General features: G+C 60.0%; 17 protein-coding genes. 11 read left to right on the forward strand and 6 right to left on the reverse strand.

Translation table 11 applies throughout. The features are described from left to right. The gene (gcl, locus tag BLQ09_RS21845) at nucleotides 1-1,776 is read right to left on the reverse strand and encodes a glyoxylate carboligase (protein ID WP_092358525.1); all 1,776 of its coding nucleotides are present in this window, start codon (nucleotides 1,774-1,776) and stop codon (nucleotides 1-3) included. Between the two features lie 256 nt (nucleotides 1,777-2,032). On the opposite strand from gcl, the gene BLQ09_RS21850 reads away from it, so the two are divergent. Beyond that, the gene (locus tag BLQ09_RS21850) at nucleotides 2,033-2,473 is read left to right on the forward strand and encodes a GlcG/HbpS family heme-binding protein (protein WP_027607046.1); all 441 of its coding nucleotides are present in this window, start codon (nucleotides 2,033-2,035) and stop codon (nucleotides 2,471-2,473) included. Nucleotides 2,474-2,591: 118 nt separating this feature from the next. On the opposite strand, the gene BLQ09_RS21855 is transcribed toward BLQ09_RS21850, so the two are convergent. Continuing rightward, nucleotides 2,592-3,197, reverse strand: coding sequence for a TetR/AcrR family transcriptional regulator (locus BLQ09_RS21855; RefSeq protein WP_027607047.1), 606 nt, complete (start codon nucleotides 3,195-3,197; stop codon nucleotides 2,592-2,594). A gap of 291 nt (nucleotides 3,198-3,488) precedes the next feature. Between BLQ09_RS21855 and BLQ09_RS21860 the strand changes: the two genes are divergently transcribed. Continuing rightward, nucleotides 3,489-4,403, forward strand: coding sequence for a DUF808 domain-containing protein (locus BLQ09_RS21860; RefSeq protein ID WP_027607048.1), 915 nt, complete (start codon nucleotides 3,489-3,491; stop codon nucleotides 4,401-4,403). A 54-nt stretch (nucleotides 4,404-4,457) separates the two neighbouring features. On the opposite strand, the gene BLQ09_RS21865 is transcribed toward BLQ09_RS21860, so the two are convergent. Together BLQ09_RS21865 and BLQ09_RS21870 are read right to left on the reverse strand one after the other, a co-directional pair. Next, nucleotides 4,458-5,246: an MlaA family lipoprotein gene (locus BLQ09_RS21865; protein WP_027607049.1), complete on the reverse strand. Its 789-nt coding sequence runs from the start codon at nucleotides 5,244-5,246 to the stop codon at nucleotides 4,458-4,460. Further along, nucleotides 5,239-6,537, reverse strand: a complete 1,299-nt coding sequence (locus BLQ09_RS21870; RefSeq protein ID WP_065939932.1) for a serine/threonine protein kinase — start codon at nucleotides 6,535-6,537, stop codon at nucleotides 5,239-5,241. The genes BLQ09_RS21865 and BLQ09_RS21870 overlap by 8 nt, the downstream gene beginning before the upstream one ends. A 236-nt stretch (nucleotides 6,538-6,773) precedes the next feature. Between BLQ09_RS21870 and BLQ09_RS21875 the strand changes: the two genes are divergently transcribed. Next, a complete protein-coding gene (locus BLQ09_RS21875; protein ID WP_092358527.1) occupies nucleotides 6,774-7,142 on the forward strand; it encodes a hypothetical protein in 369 nt (122 codons plus the stop codon). An 80-nt stretch (nucleotides 7,143-7,222) separates the two neighbouring features. Here BLQ09_RS21875 and BLQ09_RS21880 read toward each other — a convergent pair whose 3' ends face one another. Next, nucleotides 7,223-8,776 carry a glycoside hydrolase family 17 protein gene (locus BLQ09_RS21880; RefSeq protein ID WP_092358529.1) on the reverse strand — a complete coding sequence of 518 codons (1,554 nt, stop codon included), beginning with the start codon at nucleotides 8,774-8,776 and terminating at the stop codon, nucleotides 7,223-7,225. A gap of 332 nt (nucleotides 8,777-9,108) precedes the next feature. Between BLQ09_RS21880 and BLQ09_RS21890 the strand changes: the two genes are divergently transcribed. The 3 genes from BLQ09_RS21890 to BLQ09_RS21900 all read left to right on the forward strand — a co-directional run bounded on the left by BLQ09_RS21890 (nucleotide 9,109) and on the right by BLQ09_RS21900 (nucleotide 12,190). Further along, entirely contained in the window at nucleotides 9,109-9,960 is an 852-nt protein-coding gene (locus tag BLQ09_RS21890) for a glycine betaine ABC transporter substrate-binding protein (RefSeq protein ID WP_027607053.1), read from the forward strand. A 263-nt stretch (nucleotides 9,961-10,223) separates the two neighbouring features. Further along, nucleotides 10,224-10,535: a DUF485 domain-containing protein gene (locus BLQ09_RS21895; RefSeq protein WP_027607054.1), complete on the forward strand. Its 312-nt coding sequence runs from the start codon at nucleotides 10,224-10,226 to the stop codon at nucleotides 10,533-10,535. After that, nucleotides 10,532-12,190, forward strand: coding sequence for a cation acetate symporter (locus BLQ09_RS21900; protein ID WP_027607055.1), 1,659 nt, complete (start codon nucleotides 10,532-10,534; stop codon nucleotides 12,188-12,190). Before BLQ09_RS21895 ends, BLQ09_RS21900 begins: the two co-directional genes overlap by 4 nt. 230 nt (nucleotides 12,191-12,420) lie before the next feature. Here BLQ09_RS21900 and gltA read toward each other — a convergent pair whose 3' ends face one another. After that, the gene (gene gltA / locus BLQ09_RS21905) at nucleotides 12,421-13,710 is read right to left on the reverse strand and encodes a citrate synthase (RefSeq protein WP_003222994.1); all 1,290 of its coding nucleotides are present in this window, start codon (nucleotides 13,708-13,710) and stop codon (nucleotides 12,421-12,423) included. 365 nt (nucleotides 13,711-14,075) lie between these two features. Between gltA and sdhC the strand changes: the two genes are divergently transcribed. The 5 genes from sdhC (at nucleotide 14,076) to BLQ09_RS21930 (ending at nucleotide 20,397) form a co-directional block, all read left to right on the forward strand. Further along, nucleotides 14,076-14,450, forward strand: coding sequence for a succinate dehydrogenase, cytochrome b556 subunit (sdhC, locus tag BLQ09_RS21910; RefSeq protein ID WP_003172804.1), 375 nt, complete (start codon nucleotides 14,076-14,078; stop codon nucleotides 14,448-14,450). Continuing rightward, a complete protein-coding gene (gene sdhD, locus BLQ09_RS21915) occupies nucleotides 14,444-14,812 on the forward strand; it encodes a succinate dehydrogenase, hydrophobic membrane anchor protein (RefSeq protein ID WP_003172805.1) in 369 nt (122 codons plus the stop codon). The genes sdhC and sdhD overlap by 7 nt, the downstream gene beginning before the upstream one ends. A gap of 3 nt (nucleotides 14,813-14,815) precedes the next feature. Further along, a complete protein-coding gene (gene sdhA, locus BLQ09_RS21920; RefSeq protein WP_027607057.1) occupies nucleotides 14,816-16,588 on the forward strand; it encodes a succinate dehydrogenase flavoprotein subunit in 1,773 nt (590 codons plus the stop codon). Between the two features lie 11 nt (nucleotides 16,589-16,599). After that, nucleotides 16,600-17,304: a succinate dehydrogenase iron-sulfur subunit gene (locus BLQ09_RS21925; protein ID WP_003172807.1), complete on the forward strand. Its 705-nt coding sequence runs from the start codon at nucleotides 16,600-16,602 to the stop codon at nucleotides 17,302-17,304. Between the two features lie 261 nt (nucleotides 17,305-17,565). After that, the gene (locus BLQ09_RS21930) at nucleotides 17,566-20,397 is read left to right on the forward strand and encodes a 2-oxoglutarate dehydrogenase E1 component (protein ID WP_092358531.1); all 2,832 of its coding nucleotides are present in this window, start codon (nucleotides 17,566-17,568) and stop codon (nucleotides 20,395-20,397) included. The last annotated feature ends 2 nt before the right edge of the window (nucleotides 20,398-20,399 follow it).

Below are 20,399 nucleotides of genomic sequence, written 5' to 3' on the forward strand. Positions count from 1 at the left end.
TTAATCGAGCAGGGAAATGGCGGTCGGAGCATCGTTGCCGACCAGGGCCAGGTCTTCGAATTCGTTGACGGCGTTGATCTCGGTGCCCATGGAAATATTGGTCACGCGCTCCAGAATGATCTCGACGATCACCGGCACTTTGAACTCTTCGATCATTTCCTCGGCGCGGCGCAATGCCGGCTGGATTTGCCCCGGCTCGAATACGCGCAGGGCCTTGCAACCCAGGCCTTCGGCAACTGCGACGTGGTCGACGCCATAACCGTTCAGCTCCGGTGCGTTGAGGTTGTCGAAAGACAATTGCACGCAGTAGTCCATTTCAAACCCGCGCTGGGCCTGGCGGATCAGCCCCAGGTAAGAGTTGTTCACCACCACGTGGATGTACGGCAGCTTGAACTGCGCGCCCACGGCCAGCTCTTCGATCATGAACTGGAAGTCATAGTCGCCGGACAGCGCCACCACCTTGCGGCCCGGGTCGGCCTTGACCACGCCCAGCGCCGCCGGAATGGTCCAGCCCAACGGGCCGGCCTGGCCGCAGTTGATCCAGTGGCGGGGCTTGTACACATGCAGGAACTGCGCGCCGGCAATCTGCGACAGGCCGATGGTGCTGACGTAGCAGGTGTCTTTGCCGAACACCTGGTTCATCTCTTCGTACACCCGTTGCGGCTTGACCGGCACGTTGTCGAAGTGGGTCTTGCGCTGCAGGGTCGACTTGCGCTGCTGGCAGTCATGCAGCCAGGCACTGCGGTCCTTGAGCTTGCCGGCGGCTTTCCACTCACGGGCCACTTCAATGAACATCGTCAGCGCGGAGCCGGCGTCGGACACGATGCCCAGGTCCGGGGTGAATACGCGACCAATCTGCGTCGGCTCGATGTCGACGTGAATGAATTTACGCCCTTCGGTGTAGACCTCGACCGAACCGGTGTGGCGGTTGGCCCAACGGTTACCGATACCCAGTACCACGTCCGATTTGAGCAGCGTCGCGTTACCGTAGCGGTGGGAGGTTTGCAGGCCGACCATGCCCACCATCTGCGGGTGATCGTCGGGAATGGTGCCCCAGCCCATCAGCGTCGGGATCACTGGGATGCCGGTCAGCTCGGCGAACTCCACCAGCAGCTCGCTGGCGTCGGCGTTGATCACACCGCCACCGCTCACCAGCAACGGGCGTTCCGCCTGGTCCAGCAGGGCCAGGGCCTTTTCGACCTGGATGCGGGTGGCCAAGGGCTTGGCCAGTGGCAGCGGCTGGTAGGCGTCGATGTCGAATTCGATCTCGGCCATCTGCACATCGAACGGCAGGTCGATCAGCACCGGGCCAGGTCGCCCGGAGCGCATTTCATAGAAGGCTTTCTGGAACGCGTACGGCACTTGGCCCGGCTCGAGGACGGTGGTCGCCCACTTGGTCACCGGCTTGACGATGCTGGTGATGTCCACGGCCTGGAAATCTTCCTTGTGCATGCGGGCCCGCGGTGCCTGGCCGGTGATGCACAGGATCGGGATCGAGTCGGCCGAGGCGCTGTAGAGGCCGGTGACCATGTCGGTGCCCGCCGGGCCCGAGGTGCCGATGCATACGCCGATATTGCCGGCCTTGGTGCGGGTGTAACCCTCGGCCATGTGCGAGGCGCCTTCAACGTGGCGAGCAAGGACGTGATCGATGCCACCCACCTTCTGCAAGGCTGAGTACAGCGGGTTGATCGCAGCGCCTGGGATACCGAAGGCGGTGTCCACGCCCTCGCGGCGCATGACGAGGACGGCGGCTTCGATTGCTCTCATTTTGCTCATGATTTTGGTGCCTCTTGCGTTTTGTAGTTGTATACAAGTGGTGTCTGTCCAAAGTGTATTCACGGCGGGAGGCACAGGTCAATCCATTTTATTGGTTGGTCTTTGCGTTCGTCGGAACCGCTTTTTTCGACGTGTGGAGCCTTTGTTTGAAAATATTGTATACAAAAATAAATGTCATTGTGTTCTATTTGTTTGATCGAGCATCTGATCAAACAGACCTCCACCGCTTTCCCAATAACAAAAGAAGGACGGCACCATGAGCGCTTTAACCTTGAAGATTGCCACCCAACTGGCCAGCCAGGCCCTCAGCGCAGGGCGCACGATCTCAGCCGCACCGCTGACCGTTGCGGTGCTCGACAGCGGTGGCCACTTGATCACCGTGCAGCGCGAAGACGGCGCCAGCCTGCTGCGCCCGCACATCGCCATCGGCAAGGCCTGGGGCGCGATTGCGCTGGGCAAGGGCTCGCGCTTGCTGGCGCTGGACGCACAGCAACGGCCGGCGTTTATCGCGGCGTTGAACAGCCTGGGGCAAGGCAGCGTGGTGCCGGCGCCGGGTGGGGTGTTGATTCGGGATCAGGCGGGGGCGGTACTGGGGGCGATCGGGATCAGCGGGGATACGTCGGATATTGATGAGCAGTGTGCGATCACGGCGATCGAAGGGCTGGGGTTGAGGGCGGATGCGGGGGTATCAGCTTGAGTGGTGTGTGACTGTAAGGGCCTCACCGGGAGCAAGCCCCTCCCACAGTCTTGAGCGTATTCACGGTTCAATAGGTAGGAGGGGGCTTGCCCCCGATTGGCACAGGCACCTCGGTGCATCAGTCCGGCGCGCAGCCTTTGAGCACCAACCGAATAATCGTCTGCGCCGCCGCTTCATAATCGGCCTCATCCAGCTTGGCCTTGCCGGTCACCGCGGAAATCTGCCAGTCGAAATCCGCATAGGTCTGCGTCGCCGCCCAGATGCTGAACATCAGGTGATGAGGGTCGATAGCCGCGATCACCCCGCGATCCACCCAACTCTGGATGCAGTCGATATTGTGCTTGGCCTGGGCATTGAGTTGTTGGACCTGCTCGGCACTCAGGTGCGGTGCGCCATGCATGATTTCGCTGGCGAACACCTTGGAGGCGAAGGGCAGGTCGCGGGAGATGCGGATTTTCGAGCGGATGTAGTTGCTCAGCACCGCTGAAGGCTCGCCCTCGGGGTTGAACGGCGTGGACGCCGCCAGGATCGGCTCGATAATGCTTTCGAGCACCTCGCGGTAGAGGTTGTCCTTGGACTTGAAGTAGTAATAGACGTTGGGCTTGGGCAGCCCGGCCTTGGCGGCGATGTCGCTGGTTTTGGTCGCGGCGAAGCCCTTGTCGGCAAACTCCTCGCTCGCCGCCCGCAGGATCTTTTCTTTGTTGCGCTCGCGAATGGTGCTCATAAAGTGCTCAGTCTCACAGATACTGTTTCTGTTTGACGGCGTCTGTTGCCGCCATTCTGCGTCGCCGCTCCTCCCCATAGCGAGCTATGAGTCGTCGCGGCTCCTTGCCTGACGACAACAGCCACTCGCCAAAAGAGAAACGTATCTATGAAACTGAGCACGGGGAGTTTCCTTGCCAGGACAGGCGGTTGCGCATGGTAGCACCGGCTATCCGCGGGCCTCAACAATGTGCCCGCAAAGCCCTGCGCCGCGTTATGCTCCGCCCATCCCTCTCTTAAGGAAGCCCGATTCATGGCAGGAAGCAGCTTGTTGGTGTTGATTGATGATATCGCCGCGGTACTCGATGACGTTGCCTTGATGACAAAGGTGGCCGCGAAGAAGACCTCCGGCGTGCTGGGTGACGACCTGGCGCTTAACGCCCAGCAGGTTTCCGGTGTGCGCGCCGAGCGGGAAATTCCCGTGGTGTGGGCGGTGGCCAAGGGGTCATTCGTCAATAAGCTGATCCTGGTGCCGACGGCGCTGTTGATCAGCGCCTTTGCACCCTGGGCGGTGACGCCCTTGTTGATGCTCGGCGGTGCGTACCTGTGTTTCGAAGGCTTCGAAAAACTCGCGCATAAATTTCTGCACAGCCAGGCTGAAGACCAGGCCGAACACACCCAATTGGTCGAAGCCGTGGCCGACCCGGCGACCGATCTGGTGGCTTTCGAAAAGGACAAGATCAAAGGCGCTATCCGCACCGACTTCATCCTCTCGGCGGAAATCATCGCGATCACCCTCGGTATCGTGGCTGATGCGCAGCTGATGCAGCAGGTGATCGTGTTGTCGGGCATCGCCATCGTCATGACCATCGGCGTCTACGGGCTTGTGGCTGGCATCGTCAAGCTGGATGACCTGGGCCTGTGGCTTACCCAGAAGCCTGGCCAGATGGCTCGCCGTATCGGTGGCGGCATCCTGCGGGCGGCACCGTACATGATGAAGAGCCTGTCGGTGATCGGCACGGCGGCGATGTTCATGGTCGGCGGTGGCATCCTTACCCATGGCGTGCCGGTGGTGCATCACTGGATCGAGGGTGTGAGCCAGAGCACAGGTGGATTGGCGTGGTTGATGCCGACGTTACTGAATGCGGTGGCGGGGATTGTTGCCGGGGCGGTGGTAGTGGCAGTGGTCAGTGTGGTGGGCAAGAGCTGGAAAGCGCTCAGGGCATAAATCGCCGACACAAAAAAGGCCATTCAATCGAATGGCCTTTTTTACGGGCGTTATTTACTCGGCAATCTGCAACTTGCGCGATTCCGTGTAGATATACCGCACCTTCTCATACTCGAACGGCGAGTTCATCTGACCGTAGCGGAAGCTGGTCTGGTAGCGCTTGTCCACCGCGCGCAGGGCCCAGATTTCCGGGTGGTTGGAGCTGACTTCGGAGACGTTGAGGAAGTTGATCTGGGACTCGGCGGTGTAGTCCACCAGCAGGCCGCCGGTGTCGCGCAGGTTCGACGGGCCGAAGATCGGCAGCACCAGGTAGGCACCGCCGGGCACGCCGTAGAAGCCCAGGGTCTGGCCGAAGTCTTCGCTCTGGCGCGGCAGGCCCATGGCGGTCGCCGGGTCCCACAGGCCGGCGATGCCGACGGTGGTGTTGAGCAGCAGGCGCCCGGTGGTTTCCAGGGAACGGTGGCCCTTGAGTTGCAGCAGGCTGTTCAACAGGTTGGGCACGTCGCCCAGGTTGTTGAAGAAGTTGCTCACGCCGGTGCGCAGGAAGCTTGGCGTGACGTAGCGGTAACCGTCGACCACCGGCAGGAACACCCATTGGTCAAAGCGGTAGTTGAAGTGGTACACGCGGCGGTTCCACGATTCGAGCGGGTCATACACGTTGAGGGCGTTGACCGACGAGCGTTCGAATTCGCGTTGGTCCAGACCCGGGTTGAACTTGAGTTTGCTCAACGGCTCCTTGAATCCGTCGGAGTCCATCACCACAGGCGCGTGAGCCTTGCTGTTGTCGGCATTGGCAACGCCTGCGCACATCAGGGCGGCAAGCAGCAGAAGATATTTAGCCACGGAAGAACTCCAGCATGGCGTCGGCGTTGACGCGGTAATTGAGGTTGCCGCAGTGGCCGCCCAGGGGGTAGACGGTCAAGCGATCGCCGAAGGTCTTGCGCAGGAAACCAAGGTCGCCCGGGCCGAGGATCACGTCATCGGCGTTGTGCATGACGGCGATTTTCGGGCTGGCGTGCAGGTAGTCCTTGAGGGCGTACAGGCTGACCTGGTCAACCAGTTGCAACAGGCTGCCGCCGTCGGAGCGGGCGCGCCACATTGGGATCACCTGTTCGGTGAGGTAGCAATCGAAGTCGCATTGCAGTGCGCGCTTGAGGAACGGCGTGAGGCTGGTGCCTTCGCTGATCGGGTACTTCGGCGGGATGATCAGGCCACGGCGGTTGATCAGGTCCGAAGTAAAGGCGATGTCGGCCGCCGAGAAGCGGAACGAGGTGCCGATCAGCATGGCCATCTGTTCGTTGGTCAGGTGCTGCTTGGATTGCTGGAAGTCGTAGAGCAGGGCGTCGTTGAGGTCGATGTAGCCCTTTTGCTGGAAGTAACGGGTCAGCTTGTTCAACACCAGTTCATAGAAGGTGGTGGTGTTGTTGATGCCCTTGACCTCGGTCTGTACCAGCTTGTCGAGGTTGGTGATCGAGGTGTAGAGGTTGACCGGCGGGTTGAGCAGCAGCACTTTCTTGAAGTTGAAGCTGCGGCGGGTCTCGTCGAGCTTGCTGACAAATGCCGCATCCAGCGCGCCGAGGCTGTAGCCGGTGAGGTAGAAGTCGGTCACCGGCAGCGAAGCGTTCTGGGCGCGCACGGCCTGCATCACGCGGTACATGTCTTCGGCATCTTCCTGGCTGATGCCGGGGGTGGCGAAGCGCGACGCAGAGGCGATGAAGTCGAAGCTGGTGGGCGACGACAGTTGCACCACGTGGTAGCCGGCCTGGTAATACAGTTTTTTCAGGTATTCGTTGATGCTGCTGTCAAACCGCGCACCGGTGCCTGCGATCAGGAAGATCAGCGGCGCGGCCCGGTCCTGCTTGGCGATGCGGTAAGTGAGTTTCTTCACCGCCCAGAAGTTGTCCGGCAGGCTGAACTCGCGCTCGGGGCGCATGTTCAGGGTGTAGTCGGACTGGTTGATCTGGTCGTCGGTCGGCAATGTCGGCCGAAGGTCGGGCGGGGTGGTGGCGATGGTCGCTTCGAACGGGTTGGTCAAAGGGTAGCCATAGCTGGCTTGGTCGATATCGACGGCCAGTGCTGACGCACTCAAAAAAAGGCTGCCCAGCAGAGCAGCACAGCGCAAGGAACGGAGCATGACTTAATCCCTAAGAGGAAACGTGCTTAATGAAGTTCGCAGGCTATGACCACCGCGTTGCCACCGAAGTGCCAGCCCTCGGCACGAAAAGTCGGAAAATAACGTCGGATTCGGGGTAATAGTAGCGAGACGATACACTTTGCCATGCATTAGTGAACACTAATTGTGTGTACGCACCTTGCTAACGGCCGCCGGCGCATTAAGCTGAGCGCCGTTTTTGCCTATCGGAGTGCTCCATGTCCCGCCGCTTGCCGTTGATTTTGCTGCTTATTGCCCTGCCGTTATGGCTGGCTGCCAGTTATGGCGCGCGTTACGGCTTTATGGAAGATGGCCAGTGGGTCGGCATCTGTGCCGACGAGGCCAGCCGCTGGGAATGCCAGGTGCGTTCGAACCTGGGCTTGATGATTCACTTCAAGGTGCTGGGCTGGGCCGCGCTGGTGACCTCGGTGCTGGCGTTTTTCGTGCCGGGCCGTGCGGGATGGGGCTTGGCGGTACTGGGGCTGGCGTTCGGGCTGCCGGCCCTGGCGTTGTACAACACCTCGTTTGCGGTGTTTGCGGTGGTGATTGCGGGGTTGCGGTTGGTCAGGCAGTCGCGGCGCGCCTGACAAGACCAATCGGGAGCAACCCCCCTCCCACATGAGAACGCAGTCCAAAGGTGGGAGGGGGCTTGCCCCCGATGGCGCTCTTAAGCCTTGCGCATCCGCAAGCACCGCCACAAAGCCACAACCATCAACCCACTGACCACCGCCCAACCCCACGCCTGCTGGTTCAGCAAGCCTTCACGGTACAGCTGTGGCGCAATGCCGGCCCCGATGATAAAGGTCAGCAAGGCAATCTCCCGGCGTGGCCCGGTCACTGGACGAACCAGGTACACCAACGCCGGCAGCAGCAGCGCCGCACTCGGGAAGCTGCGGTAGCGTGGGTCAAACACCAGTGCCAGCATCATCACGGCGCCCGCGAACCCTGCGATTGCCACCAGCCAGCCGGCACGGTGTTCCAGCCAGTTGAACAGCCGTTCGCGCCAGCCTTCACGGGCACTCAGGGCCAGTGCGGCGTGGGCCAGCACCAGCAGGTTCAGCGCTACGAGTAAACCGGCCCATGCCCACTCATCGTTGAAGCGCGCAGTCACGCGGGTCAGTTCGGCCCAGGTGCCGATGGCGCAGGCAGCCACTGCACCCAGCAGGGGCAGGGCGATCGCGGCGCGCGAGCTGCGGACGCGACCACCGAGCACCAGCGTGCCCAGCAGGATAATCCCGCCGACCCCCAGCCACAGCGGCCAGTGCGGCACATTGGTCACCGGCCCGGCGAGGATGCCCTTGTCCTGGCGGTCGGCATCGAACAGGCCCCAGTAGCCGCCCACGGCACCTTCACTGGCGCGCTTCCACGGTTGGTCAAACGCTTCGATCAGGTTGTAGTGCCAGCCATTGGCCTCGGCCATGGCCACGAAGCCACGCATGAACTTGGCCTCATTGACCCGGCTCGGCACCGCGGTTTCGCGTTGGCGGCCTTCGCTGGGCCAGCCCGTCTCGCCGATCAATATGTCCTTGGGCGCGAATTTGTTGCCAAAGGTCTGGCGTACATCGCCCACATGCTTGAGGGCTTGGTCGATGCCGGAGGGGTCATCTTCCCAGTAGGGCAGCAGGTGGATGGTCAGGAAGTCCACCGCCGGCGCGATTTCCGGGTGCTGCAGCCAGAACTCCCAGACGTCGGCGTAGGTGACCGGCTGCTTGATCTGGCTTTTGACCTTATGGATCAGCGCCACCAGCTGTTTGGCGGTGACTTCCTTGCGCAGCAGCGCTTCGTTGCCGACGATCACCGAGGTGACCACATCGGGGTTGGCGTTAGCCGAGGCGATCAGTTGGTCGACTTCTTTTTCGGTCGCGACCGGGTCGCTGCTGACCCAGGCGCCCGCCATCACCTTTAACCCATGCTTGCGCGCCAGGTCCGGCAAGGCTTCCAGGCCGGTCATGGAGTAAGTGCGGATGCACTCGAAGCGGGTGGCCAGCAGGGCCAGGTCGGCGTCCATGCGCGCGGGGCGCAGTGTGAACGGTTGGTCGAAGGGCGATTGGTCCTTGTCGAACGGTGTGTACGACGCGCATTGCAGCTTGTGACTGGCACTGGCCACATCCGGCAGCACCACCGGCCGGCCGAGGCCATACCAGTAGCCGACAAGGGCCAGCAGGCCGAGGATCAAAGCGAAGCAATAGGGCAGGGCAGGGAAGCGGGCAGTCGCGGGCATGGTCGGCTTATCTGGGGGAGCAAAGGCGCGCATCTTACCCGGATTTGCGCTATCCCAGTGGGGCTGCATAATTTTGACATGCAAAGTTCAGGCGGGATCGTGGGGTTAAGTCCTACAAAAAGTCCTACTGGCGATGTGATGTCGTTTCTTGCTTGCATGAGGTCGCTGACAGAGCAGGTCGAAGGCTGCGGCAGGTTGATGATCGACGTGTCAGCACTCCACTGATGTCGCAGCAGCCGGATCGATGCGCGTGAAGGGGGCGCGGCGCACCACATAACAACAGGTTGACGTCGCTCGACATCCGTCGGGCGCAGCACTTTCGGGGAAGTACGATGAAGATGCGACGACTCTTGGGCGCAGCTGCCACTCTGGTAGTTGCGATGAGCTCCACACTGGCCAGCGCCGACAGCAAAACCCTGAGCATCGGTTATGTAGATGGCTGGTCCGACAGCGTTGCCACCACGCATGTGGCGGCAGAGGTGATCAGGGAAAAGCTCGGTTATGACGTCAAACTGCAAGCGGTCGCCACCGGGATCATGTGGCAGGGCGTGGCCACCGGCAAGCTCGATGCCATGCTCTCCGCCTGGCTGCCGGTGACCCACGGCGAGTATTGGACCAAGAACAAGGACAAGGTGGTCGACTACGGCCCCAACTTCAAGGATGCGAAGATCGGCTTGATCGTGCCGGAGTACGTCAAGGCCAAGTCCATCGAAGACCTCAAGACCGACACCACCTTCAAGAACAAGATCGTCGGCATCGACGCCGGTTCAGGCGTGATGCTCAAGACCGACGAAGCCATCAAGCAGTACGGCCTCGACTACAAACTGCAAGCCAGTTCGGGTGCGGCGATGATCGCCGAGCTGACCCGTGCCGAAGACAAACAGGAATCCATTGCGGTCACCGGCTGGGTGCCACACTGGATGTTCGCCAAGTGGAAACTGCGTTTCCTGGACGATCCAAAAGGGATTTATGGTGCTGCTGAAACCGTCAACAGCATCGGCAGCAAGGGCCTGGAGAAGAAAGCGCCGGAAGTCGCGGCGTTCCTGAAGAAATTCCAGTGGGCCTCCAAGGATGAGATCGGCGAAGTCATGCTCGCTATCCAGGAAGGCGCCAAGCCTGATGCAGCGGCCAAGGACTGGGTGGCCAAGCACCCTGAGCGCGTAGCCGAGTGGACCGGTAAATAACCCCCCAATGCCTTGATACAACCCCCTGTGGGAGGGGGCTTGCCCCCGATTGCGGTGTGTCAGTCGTCAATGATCTGACTGGCTCACCACTATCGGGAGCAAGCCCCCTCCCACATTATTTTCGTCACCCGCAAATGTTTCTGCGCCCTCTCAATCCCTCGCTACACTCCGTCTAATACTAAGGTCGTCTGGAACCTGTTCCGTAGCCGCATACAGTGGATACGTACCAATAATAAAAAAGCTGTGCTGCGAGGATAAAAACAATGAACGACAGCATTTACCTCTCGATTCAAAACAGCCCGCGTTTCAAGGAGCTGGTAAGAAAAAGGGAAAGGTTCGCCTGGATTCTCTCGGCGATCATGCTAGGGCTGTACTCCGGATTCATCCTGTTGATCGCCTACGGGCCACAAGTACTGGGGGCTAAACTCAGCCCCGGCTCATCCATCACCTGGGGCATCCCCATCGGGGTCGGGCTGATTGTGTCGGCCTTTGTCCTCACCGGCATCTATGTGCGACGCGCCAACGGCGAATTCGACGACCTGAACAATGCGATTCTCAAGGAGGCTGCGCAATGATCCGTCGTCTATTGGCAGTATTCGGCGCTTCGGTCTTCGCTCCTGCGGTGTGGGCGGCGGATGCATTGACCGGTGAAGTGCACAAACAACCGCTGAATATCGCAGCGATCCTGATGTTCGTGGCCTTTGTCGGCGCGACGTTGTGCATCACCTACTGGGCGTCCAAGCGCAACAAGTCGGCGGCCGACTACTATGCGGCCGGCGGCAAGATCACCGGTTTCCAGAACGGCCTGGCGATTGCCGGCGACTACATGTCGGCCGCGTCCTTCCTGGGTATTTCCGCACTGGTGTTCACCTCCGGCTACGACGGCCTGATCTACTCGATCGGCTTCCTGGTGGGCTGGCCGATCATTCTGTTCCTGATCGCCGAGCGCCTGCGTAACCTGGGCAAGTACACCTTTGCCGACGTGGCGTCCTATCGCCTCGGGCAAACCCAGATCCGCAGCCTGTCGGCCTGTGGTTCCCTGGTGGTGGTGGCGTTCTACCTGATCGCGCAAATGGTGGGGGCGGGCAAGCTGATCCAACTGCTGTTCGGCCTCGACTACCATGTGGCGGTGATCCTGGTCGGGATCCTGATGTGCCTGTATGTGCTGTTCGGCGGCATGCTGGCGACCACCTGGGTGCAGATCATCAAGGCGGTGCTGTTGCTGTCCGGTGCCTCGTTCATGGCGCTGATGGTGATGAAGCACGTCAACTTCGACTTCAACACGCTGTTCTCCGAGGCGATCAAGGTTCACCCTAAAGGTGAAGCGATCATGAGCCCCGGCGGCCTGGTGAAAGACCCGATCTCCGCGTTCTCCCTGGGCCTGGCACTGATGTTCGGTACCGCCGGCCTGCCGCATATCCTGATGCGCTTCTTCACCGTAAGCGACGCCAAGGAAGCGCGTAAGAGCGTGCTGTATGCCACGGGCTTCATCGGCTACTTCTATATCCTGACCTTTATCATCGGCTTCGGCGCGATCCTGCTGGTCAGCACCAACCCGGCGTTCAAGGATGCTGCAGGCGCCTTGCTGGGCGGTAACAACATGGCGGCGGTGCACCTGGCCAACGCGGTGGGTGGCAGTATCTTCCTGGGCTTCATCTCGGCGGTGGCCTTCGCCACCATCCTCGCCGTGGTTGCCGGCTTGACCCTGGCCGGTGCTTCGGCGGTGTCCCATGACCTGTACGCCAGCGTGATCAAGAAAGGCAAGGCCAACGAAAAGGATGAGATTCGCGTATCGAAGATCACCACCATCGCCCTCGCAGTGTTGGCGATTGGCCTGGGCATCCTGTTCGAAAGCCAGAACATCGCGTTCATGGTCGGCCTGGCGTTCTCGATTGCCGCCAGCTGTAACTTCCCGGTGTTGCTGCTTTCCATGTACTGGAAAAACCTCACCACCCGTGGCGCGATGATTGGCGGTTGGCTGGGCCTGATCAGTGCCGTTGGCCTGATGATCCTGGGTCCGACCATCTGGGTCTCGATCCTGCATCACGAAAAAGCCATCTTCCCGTACGAATACCCGGCGCTGTTCTCGATGATCATTGCGTTCATCGGTATCTGGTTCTTCTCCATCACCGACAAGTCGGCGGCGGCAGAGAAAGAGCGTGCGCTGTACTTCCCGCAGTTTGTGCGTTCGCAGACTGGCCTGGGGGCGAGTGGGGCGGTTAATCACTAAGGTTGTAGCTGGATAAAGAAATGCCCCGGTCGAAAGGCCGGGGTATTTTTTTGCCTGGGGTTTATGGGGGGCTGCTACTGGCCTCATCGGGGGCAAGCCCCCTCCCACACTTGATCTATGAATACGTTCAAATGTGTGAGGGGGCTTGCCCCCGATGGCGGTAGATCAGGCGCCACAAATAAAAACGGCCTCCACTGAGGGAGGCCGTTTTCGGTGCTGCTGAAAGGTGCTTACTTGCGATCTTCCAGCTTGGTAATGTCACGCGACTCGTAGCCTGTGTACAGCTGGCGCGGGCGGCCAATCTTGTACGGGCTGGAGAGCATTTCTTTCCAGTGGGAGATCCAGCCCACGGTCCGCGCCAGGGCGAAGATCACGGTGAACATGCTGGTTGGAATGCCGATCGCCTTGAGGATGATCCCCGAGTAGAAGTCGACGTTCGGGTACAGCGAGCGTTCGATGAAGTACGGGTCGGTCAGGGCGATCTCTTCCAGGCGCATGGCCAGTTCGAGTTGCGGATCGTTGTTGATGCCCAGTTCCTTCAGCACTTCGTCGCAGGTCTGCTTCATGACGGTGGCGCGTGGGTCGCGGTTCTTGTAGACCCGGTGACCGAAGCCCATCAACTTGAACGGATCGTTCTTGTCCTTGGCCTTGGCGATGAACTTGTCGATGTTGGACACATCGCCGATTTCATCGAGCATGGTCAATACGGCTTCGTTCGCACCGCCGTGGGCAGGGCCCCACAGCGCGGCGATGCCGGCGGCGATACAGGCGAACGGGTTGGCACCCGAAGAGCCTGCCAGGCGCACGGTGGAGGTGGAGGCGTTTTGCTCGTGGTCGGCGTGGAGGATGAAGATCCGGTCCATTGCCTTGGCCAGCACCGGGCTGATCGGTTTGATCTCGCACGGGGTGTTGAACATCATGTGCAGGAAGTTTTCCGCGTACGTCAGGTCGTTGCGCGGGTACATCATGGGTTGGCCCATGGAGTACTTGTAAACCATTGCGGCCAGGGTCGGCATCTTGGCAACCAGGCGGATCGCGGAAATTTCGCGATGCTGCGGGTTATTGATGTCGAGGGAGTCGTGATAGAAGGCCGACAGGGCGCCGACCACGCCGCACATGACCGCCATCGGGTGGGCGTCGCGACGGAAGCCGTTGAAGAAGGTCTTCAACTGCTCGTGAACCATGGTGTGGTTCTTCACGGTGCTGACAAACTGGGCTTTTTGCTCGGCTGTTGGCAATTCGCCATTTAGCAGCAGGTAGCAGGTTTCCAGATAGTCCGATTTTTCCGCCAGTTGCTCGATCGGGTAGCCCCGGTGCAGCAGGATGCCATTGTCGCCGTCGATATAGGTGATCTTCGACTCGCAAGAGGCGGTCGACATGAAGCCTGGGTCGAAAGTGAAACGGCCCGTGGCCGTCAGGCCCCGTACGTCGATAACATCGGGACCAACGGTGCCGGTTAAAATGGGCAGCTCGACGGGGGCTGCGCCCTCGATGATCAACTGCGCTTTTTTGTCAGCCATGTGGCCTCCTATTTATGCTTCAAATCATCAGACAGACCCCCCACGCAGGGCCCGCACCACTATAGTGAGATAAATTCAGATGTCAATTTGCCTAAAGTCTTGCCCCAGAAGGCTTTAACCGGACTTTTTCCTCGAAATTGCCTGCCATTTACGCCTTTTATCCCGCCAGCGCAATCCGCTATTAGGGTGAGGTGCGCGCGTTGTCATTAGTAACCTAACTGTCTATACTCGGCCACCGACCGCCAAGGGCTTTTGGGCTTGCTTTCATTGGGGGTCGCACTCCCTGGGTGGTGCTTACCTGACCAGTCGCACTCCCCAACAACTTTGCCCTGATTGTTAGGGGCTCTTCAGTGTGAAAAAAAGCCGTGAATAGCCAACGACCTGTAAACCTAGACCTAAGGACCATCAAACTCCCCATCACCGGCGTTACGTCGTTCCTGCACCGTGTTTCCGGCATCATCCTGTTCCTGGGCTTGGGCATCATGCTTTATGCATTGAGCAAATCCCTGGGTTCCGAGGAAGGATACGCCGAGGTGAAGGCATGCTTGACCAGCCCGCTGGCCAAGTTCGTAGCATGGGGCCTCCTGTCCGCTCTGCTGTATCACCTGGTAGCCGGTGTGCGCCACTTGATCATGGACATGGGCATCGGTGAGACGCTGGAAGGCGGCCGCCTGGGCTCGAAAATCATCATCGCCATTTCCGTGGTGCTGATCGTTCTGGCAGGAGTTTGGATATGGTAACCAGCGTTACGAACCTATCGCGTTCGGGCCTCTATGACTGGATGGCGCAGCGTGTGTCTGCGGTCGTTCTCGCGGCTTATTTCATTTTCCTGATCGGATACCTCGTCGCAAACCCGGGCATCGGCTACGAGCAATGGCACGGGCTGTTTTCCCACAATGCGATGCGAATCTTCAGCCTGCTGGCCCTTGTAGCCCTGGGCGCTCACGCCTGGGTCGGCATGTGGACCATCGCGACCGACTACCTGACGCCGATGGCGCTGGGCAAGTCCGCGACCGCAGTCCGTTTCCTCTTCCAGGCAGTATGCGGCGTCGCGATGTTCGCTTACTTCGTCTGGGGTGTGCAGATTCTTTGGGGTATCTGATTCATGGCTAACATTCCAACTATTTCCTTCGACGCCATCATCATTGGTGGCGGCGGTGCCGGCATGCGCGCAGCGCTGCAGCTGGCCCAGGGCGGTCACAAGACTGCCGTGATCACCAAGGTATTCCCGACGCGCTCCCACACCGTGTCGGCCCAGGGTGGCATCACCTGCGCCATCGCGTCCGCCGACCCGAACGATGACTGGCGCTGGCACATGTACGATACCGTCAAGGGTTCCGACTACATCGGTGACCAGGACGCTATCGAATACATGTGCCAGGAAGGCCCGGCCGCGGTGTTCGAGCTGGACCACATGGGGCTGCCGTTCTCCCGTACCGAGCAAGGTCGCATCTACCAGCGTCCATTCGGCGGCCAGTCGAAGGACTACGGTAAAGGCGGCCAGGCTGCCCGTACCTGCGCCGCGTCCGACCGTACCGGTCACGCGCTGCTGCACACGCTTTATCAGGGCAACCTGAAGGCCGGCACCACGTTCCTGAACGAATACTACGCAGTGGATCTGGTGAAGAACGCCGACGGTGCATTCGTTGGCGTGATCGCCATCTGCATCGAAACCGGTGAAACCACCTACATCCGCGCCAAGGCTACCGTTCTGGCGACCGGCGGTGCAGGTCGTATCTACGCTTCCACCACCAATGCCCTGATCAACACCGGTGACGGCGTCGGCATGGCACTGCGTGCCGGCGTGCCGGTGCAGGACATCGAAATGTGGCAGTTCCACCCGACCGGCATCGCCGGCGCCGGTGTACTGGTCACCGAAGGTTGCCGTGGTGAAGGTGGTTACCTGATCAACAAGCACGGCGAGCGTTTCATGGAGCGTTATGCTCCGAACGCGAAAGACCTGGCGGGTCGTGACGTCGTTGCCCGTTCGATGGTCAAGGAAATCATCGCCGGTAACGGCTGTGGCCCGAATGGCGACCACGTACTGCTGAAGCTCGATCACCTGGGTGAAGAAGTGCTGCACAGCCGCCTGCCGGGTATCTGTGAGCTGTCCAAGACCTTTGCCCACGTGGACCCGGTGGTTGCTCCGGTTCCGGTTGTTCCAACCTGCCACTACATGATGGGCGGTGTTCCGACCAACATTCATGGCCAGGCGATCACCCAGAACGCCGAAGGCGTGGACGAGATCATCCACGGTCTGTTCGCGGTAGGCGAAGTGGCCTGCGTATCGGTACACGGTGCCAACCGCCTGGGCGGCAACTCGCTGCTCGACCTGGTGGTATTCGGCCGCGCGGCTGGCCTGCACCTGGAAAAAGCCCTGACCGACGGCATCGAATACGATGACGCCACCGACGCCAACATCGAGGCCGCCCTGGCGCGCCTGAACGCTCTGAACGAGCGCACTGATGGCGAAGACGTGGCAACCCTGCGTCGCGAGCTGCAAAGCTGCATGCAGAACTACTTCGGTGTATTCCGTACCGGCGAATACATGCAGAAGGGTATTGCCCAGCTGGCCGATCTGCGCAAGCGCATCGCCAACGTCAAGATCAACGATAAGAGCCAGGCGTTCAACACCGCTCGTATCGAAGCCCTTGAACTGCAAAACCTGCTGGAAGTGGCTGAAGCGACTGCGATCGCCGCCGAGGTTCGTAAGGAATCCCGTGGTGCCCACGCTCGTGAAGACTTTGAAGATCGCGATGACGAAAACTGGTTGTGCCACACCCTGTACTTCCCGGGTGACAAGCGCGTAACCAAGCGTGCCGTGAACTTCTCGCCGAAGACGGTTCCGACGTTTGAACCGAAGATTCGGACTTACTAAGGGTGGCTGCCATGTTGAAAGTCAGTGTTTATCGCTACAACCCTGATCAGGACGCTGCGCCGTTCATGCAGGAGTTCCAGGTCGATACCGGTGGTAAAGACCTGATGGTGCTGGATGTATTGGCACTGATCAAAGAGCAGGACGAAGGTTTCTCCTATCGTCGCTCTTGCCGTGAAGGTGTGTGCGGTTCCGACGGCATGAACATCAACGGCAAAAACGGCCTGGCGTGCATCACGCCGCTGTCCGCCGTTGTCAAAGGCAACAAGCTGATCGTTCGTCCTCTGCCAGGTTTGCCGGTTATCCGTGACCTGGTCGTCGATATGAGCATCTTCTACAAGCAATACGAGAAAGTTAAGCCGTTCCTGCAGAACGACACGCCGGCTCCGGCCATCGAGCGTCTGCAGTCCCCAGAAGAGCGTGAAAAGCTCGATGGCCTGTACGAGTGCATCCTGTGCGCCTGCTGCTCGACGTCGTGCCCGTCCTTCTGGTGGAACCCGGACAAGTTCCTGGGTCCAGCTGCCCTGCTGCAAGCGTACCGCTTCCTGGCAGACAGCCGCGACACCAAGACGTCCGAGCGCCTGGCTTCGCTGGATGACCCGTTCAGCGTATTCCGCTGCCGCGGGATCATGAACTGCGTCAACGTATGTCCCAAAGGCCTGAACCCGACTAAGGCCATTGGTCACATCCGTAACATGCTGCTGCAAAGCGGTGTGTAACTGACGTTGTAACAAAGCAGGACCGTTGTGCCCGTAAATGCTACGGCGCAGGCTTCAACCGGCGCCGTAGTTTTAACTTGAGCAGCGACTTACAAAGCCGCAGCTCTTATTTTGAAGAAATGAGACAAGCAGGGGCATTCGGGTTGGTACCCGAACTATCAGCGTGATCCTAAGTGGCTTGTTTTGGTCGCTGCACTTGGCCTTTTGCAAGCAAACTCGGTGTTTTCGCCGGTGGTGTCCCCAAATCGAGGGTGACCAAGCATGCAAGAAAGCGTGATGCAGCGCATGTGGAACAGCGGCTATCTTTCAGGTGGTAACGCTGCCTATGTGGAAGAGCTTTATGAGCTCTACCTGCACGACCCTAACGCTGTGCCAGAAGAATGGCGCACCAAATTTCAGACGTTGTCTTCAGACGGCAACGCTGCCACCGATGTATCGCACGCAACAATTCGCGATCAGTTCGTGCTGCTGGCAAAGAACCAGCGCCGCGCCCAACCGGTTTCCGCCGGCAGCGTGAGCAGTGAGCACGAGAAGAAGCAAGTTGAAGTACTGCGACTGATCCAGGCCTACCGGATGCGTGGCCACCAGGCGGCCCAGCTTGACCCGCTGGGGCTCTGGCAGCGTCCTGCACCTGCTGACCTGTCGATCAATCATTACGGCTTGACCAATGCCGATCTTGATACGACCTTCCGTGCCGGCGACCTGTTCATCGGCAAAGAGGAAGCGAGCCTACGCGAAATTCACGAAGCGTTGCAGCAGACATATTGCCGCACCATCGGCGCTGAGTTCACGCACATCACCGATTCGGAGCAACGCCACTGGTTCCAGCATCGCCTGGAAGGCGTGCGTGGCCGTCCGGTATTGTCCGCCGACGTGCGCAGCCACCTGCTTGAGCGCGTGACCGCAGCCGAGGGCCTGGAAAAATACCTGGGTACCAAATACCCGGGCACCAAGCGTTTCGGCCTGGAAGGCGGCGAGAGCCTGATTCCGATGCTCGACGAGCTGATCCAGCGTTCCGGTTCCTACGGCACCAAGGAAATCGTGATCGGCATGGCCCACCGTGGTCGCTTGAACGTGTTGGTCAACACCTTCGGCAAGAACCCGCGTGAGCTGTTCGACGAGTTCGAAGGCAAGAAGAAGGTCGAGCTGGGTTCCGGTGACGTTAAATACCACCAGGGCTTCTCGTCCAACGTGATGACCAACGGCGGTGAAGTTCACCTGGCCATGGCGTTCAACCCATCCCACCTGGAAATCGTTTCTCCAGTGGTCGAGGGTTCGGTCCGTGCTCGCCAGGATCGTCGTAACGACACCACCGGTGAAAAGGTCCTGCCGATTTCCATCCACGGTGACGCGGCATTCGCCGGTCAAGGCGTGGTCCTGGAAACGTTCCAGATGTCGCAGACCCGCGGCTTCAAGACCGGCGGTACCGTTCACATCGTCATCAACAACCAGGTTGGCTTCACCATCAGCAACCCGTTGGACGCGCGTTCCACCGAGTACGCCACCGACGTTGCCAAGATGATCCAGGCGCCGATCCTCCATGTGAATGGCGATGATCCGGAGGCCGTGCTGTTCGTGACCCAACTGGCTGTCGACTACCGCATGCAGTTCAAGCGTGACGTGGTGATCGACCTGGTTTGCTACCGCCGCCGCGGTCACAACGAAGCCGACGAACCAAGCGGCACCCAGCCGTTGATGTACCAGCAGATCACCAAGCAGCGCACCACCCGTGAGCTGTATGCCGAAAGCCTGACCAAGGCCGGTATCGTTGACGATGAACGTGTTCAGGCGAAGATCGATGAATACCGCAACGCGCTGGACAATGGTCTGCATGTCGTAAAAAGCCTGGTCAAGGAGCCGAACAAAGAGCTGTTCGTTGACTGGCGTCCGTACCTGGGTCACACCTGGACGGCGCGTCACGACACCTCGTTCGATCTGAAGACCCTGCAGGAACTGTCCGCCAAGCTGCTGGAAATTCCGGAAGGCTTCGTGGTGCAGCGCCAGGTTGCGAAGATCTACGAAGACCGTCAGAAGATGCAAGCCGGCGGCCTGCCGATCAACTGGGGTTACGCCGAAACCATGGCGTACGCGACCCTGGCGTTCGAAGGTCACCCGATCCGCATGACTGGCCAGGACATCGGCCGTGGTACGTTCTCGCACCGTCACGCGGTTCTGCACAACCAGAAAGACGCAAGCACCTACGTTCCGCTGAAGCACCTCTACGAAGGCCAGCCACGTTTCGACCTGTACGATTCGTTCCTGTCCGAAGAAGCGGTACTGGCGTTCGAATACGGTTACTCGACCACCACGCCGAATGCGCTGGTGATCTGGGAAGCCCAGTTCGGCGACTTCGCCAACGGCGCCCAAGTGGTTATCGACCAGTTCATCACCAGCGGCGAGCACAAGTGGGGTCGCCTGTGCGGTCTGACCATGCTGCTGCCACATGGCTATGAAGGTCAGGGCCCTGAGCACTCCTCGGCCCGTCTGGAGCGTTACCTGCAACTGTGCGCCGAGCACAACATCCAGGTGTGCGTGCCGACCACCCCGGCACAGATCTACCACTTGCTGCGTCGCCAGGTAATCCGCCCGCTGCGCAAGCCGCTGGTCGTGCTGACGCCGAAGTCGCTGCTGCGTCACAAACTGGCCATCTCGACCCTGGAAGATCTGGCGGATGGCTCGTTCCAGACCGTTATTCCAGAAATCGACACGCTGGACCCGGCCAAGGTGACTCGCCTGGTGCTGTGCAGCGGCAAGGTCTACTACGACCTGCTGGAAAAACGCCGTGCCGAAGGCCGCGAAGACATCGCCATCGTGCGTATCGAGCAGCTTTATCCGTTCCCGGAAGACGACCTGATGGAGGCCATCGCGCCTTACACCAACCTCACTAACGTGGTGTGGTGTCAGGAAGAGCCGATGAACCAGGGCGCGTGGTACAGCAGCCAGCATCACCTGCGTCGCAGCATCGGTAACCACAACAAGGCCCTGGGCCTGGAGTACGCCGGCCGTGATGCTTCCGCTGCACCTGCGTGTGGTTATGCGTCGATGCACGCCGAGCAGCAGGAAAAACTGCTGCAAGATGCTTTCACTGTTTAACG

Origin of the sequence: Pseudomonas sp. NFACC25 (assembly GCF_900100935.1) — a bacterium.
Taxonomy (GTDB): Bacteria; Pseudomonadota; Gammaproteobacteria; order Pseudomonadales; family Pseudomonadaceae; genus Aquipseudomonas; species Aquipseudomonas marginalis.

Bases quoted from the DNA above. Each gene is read 5' to 3' on its own strand.
- sdhA (WP_027607057.1), top strand. From the start codon at position 14,816: ATGGCTAACATTCCAACTATTTCCTTCGACGCCATCATCATTGGTGGC.
- gltA (WP_003222994.1), bottom strand. From the start codon at position 13,710: ATGGCTGACAAAAAAGCGCAGTTGATCATCGAGGGCGCAGCCCCCGTC.
- BLQ09_RS21925 (WP_003172807.1), top strand. From the start codon at position 16,600: ATGTTGAAAGTCAGTGTTTATCGCTACAACCCTGATCAGGACGCTGCG.
- BLQ09_RS21895 (WP_027607054.1), top strand. From the start codon at position 10,224: ATGAACGACAGCATTTACCTCTCGATTCAAAACAGCCCGCGTTTCAAG.
- BLQ09_RS21880 (WP_092358529.1), bottom strand. From the start codon at position 8,776: ATGCCCGCGACTGCCCGCTTCCCTGCCCTGCCCTATTGCTTCGCTTTG.
- BLQ09_RS21860 (WP_027607048.1), top strand. From the start codon at position 3,489: ATGGCAGGAAGCAGCTTGTTGGTGTTGATTGATGATATCGCCGCGGTA.
- sdhD (WP_003172805.1), top strand. From the start codon at position 14,444: ATGGTAACCAGCGTTACGAACCTATCGCGTTCGGGCCTCTATGACTGG.
- gcl (WP_092358525.1), bottom strand. From the start codon at position 1,776: ATGAGCAAAATGAGAGCAATCGAAGCCGCCGTCCTCGTCATGCGCCGC.
- BLQ09_RS21870 (WP_065939932.1), bottom strand. From the start codon at position 6,537: ATGCTCCGTTCCTTGCGCTGTGCTGCTCTGCTGGGCAGCCTTTTTTTG.
- BLQ09_RS21890 (WP_027607053.1), top strand. From the start codon at position 9,109: ATGAAGATGCGACGACTCTTGGGCGCAGCTGCCACTCTGGTAGTTGCG.
- BLQ09_RS21850 (WP_027607046.1), top strand. From the start codon at position 2,033: ATGAGCGCTTTAACCTTGAAGATTGCCACCCAACTGGCCAGCCAGGCC.
- BLQ09_RS21930 (WP_092358531.1), top strand. From the start codon at position 17,566: ATGCAAGAAAGCGTGATGCAGCGCATGTGGAACAGCGGCTATCTTTCA.
- BLQ09_RS21855 (WP_027607047.1), bottom strand. From the start codon at position 3,197: ATGAGCACCATTCGCGAGCGCAACAAAGAAAAGATCCTGCGGGCGGCG.
- BLQ09_RS21900 (WP_027607055.1), top strand. From the start codon at position 10,532: ATGATCCGTCGTCTATTGGCAGTATTCGGCGCTTCGGTCTTCGCTCCT.
- BLQ09_RS21875 (WP_092358527.1), top strand. From the start codon at position 6,774: ATGTCCCGCCGCTTGCCGTTGATTTTGCTGCTTATTGCCCTGCCGTTA.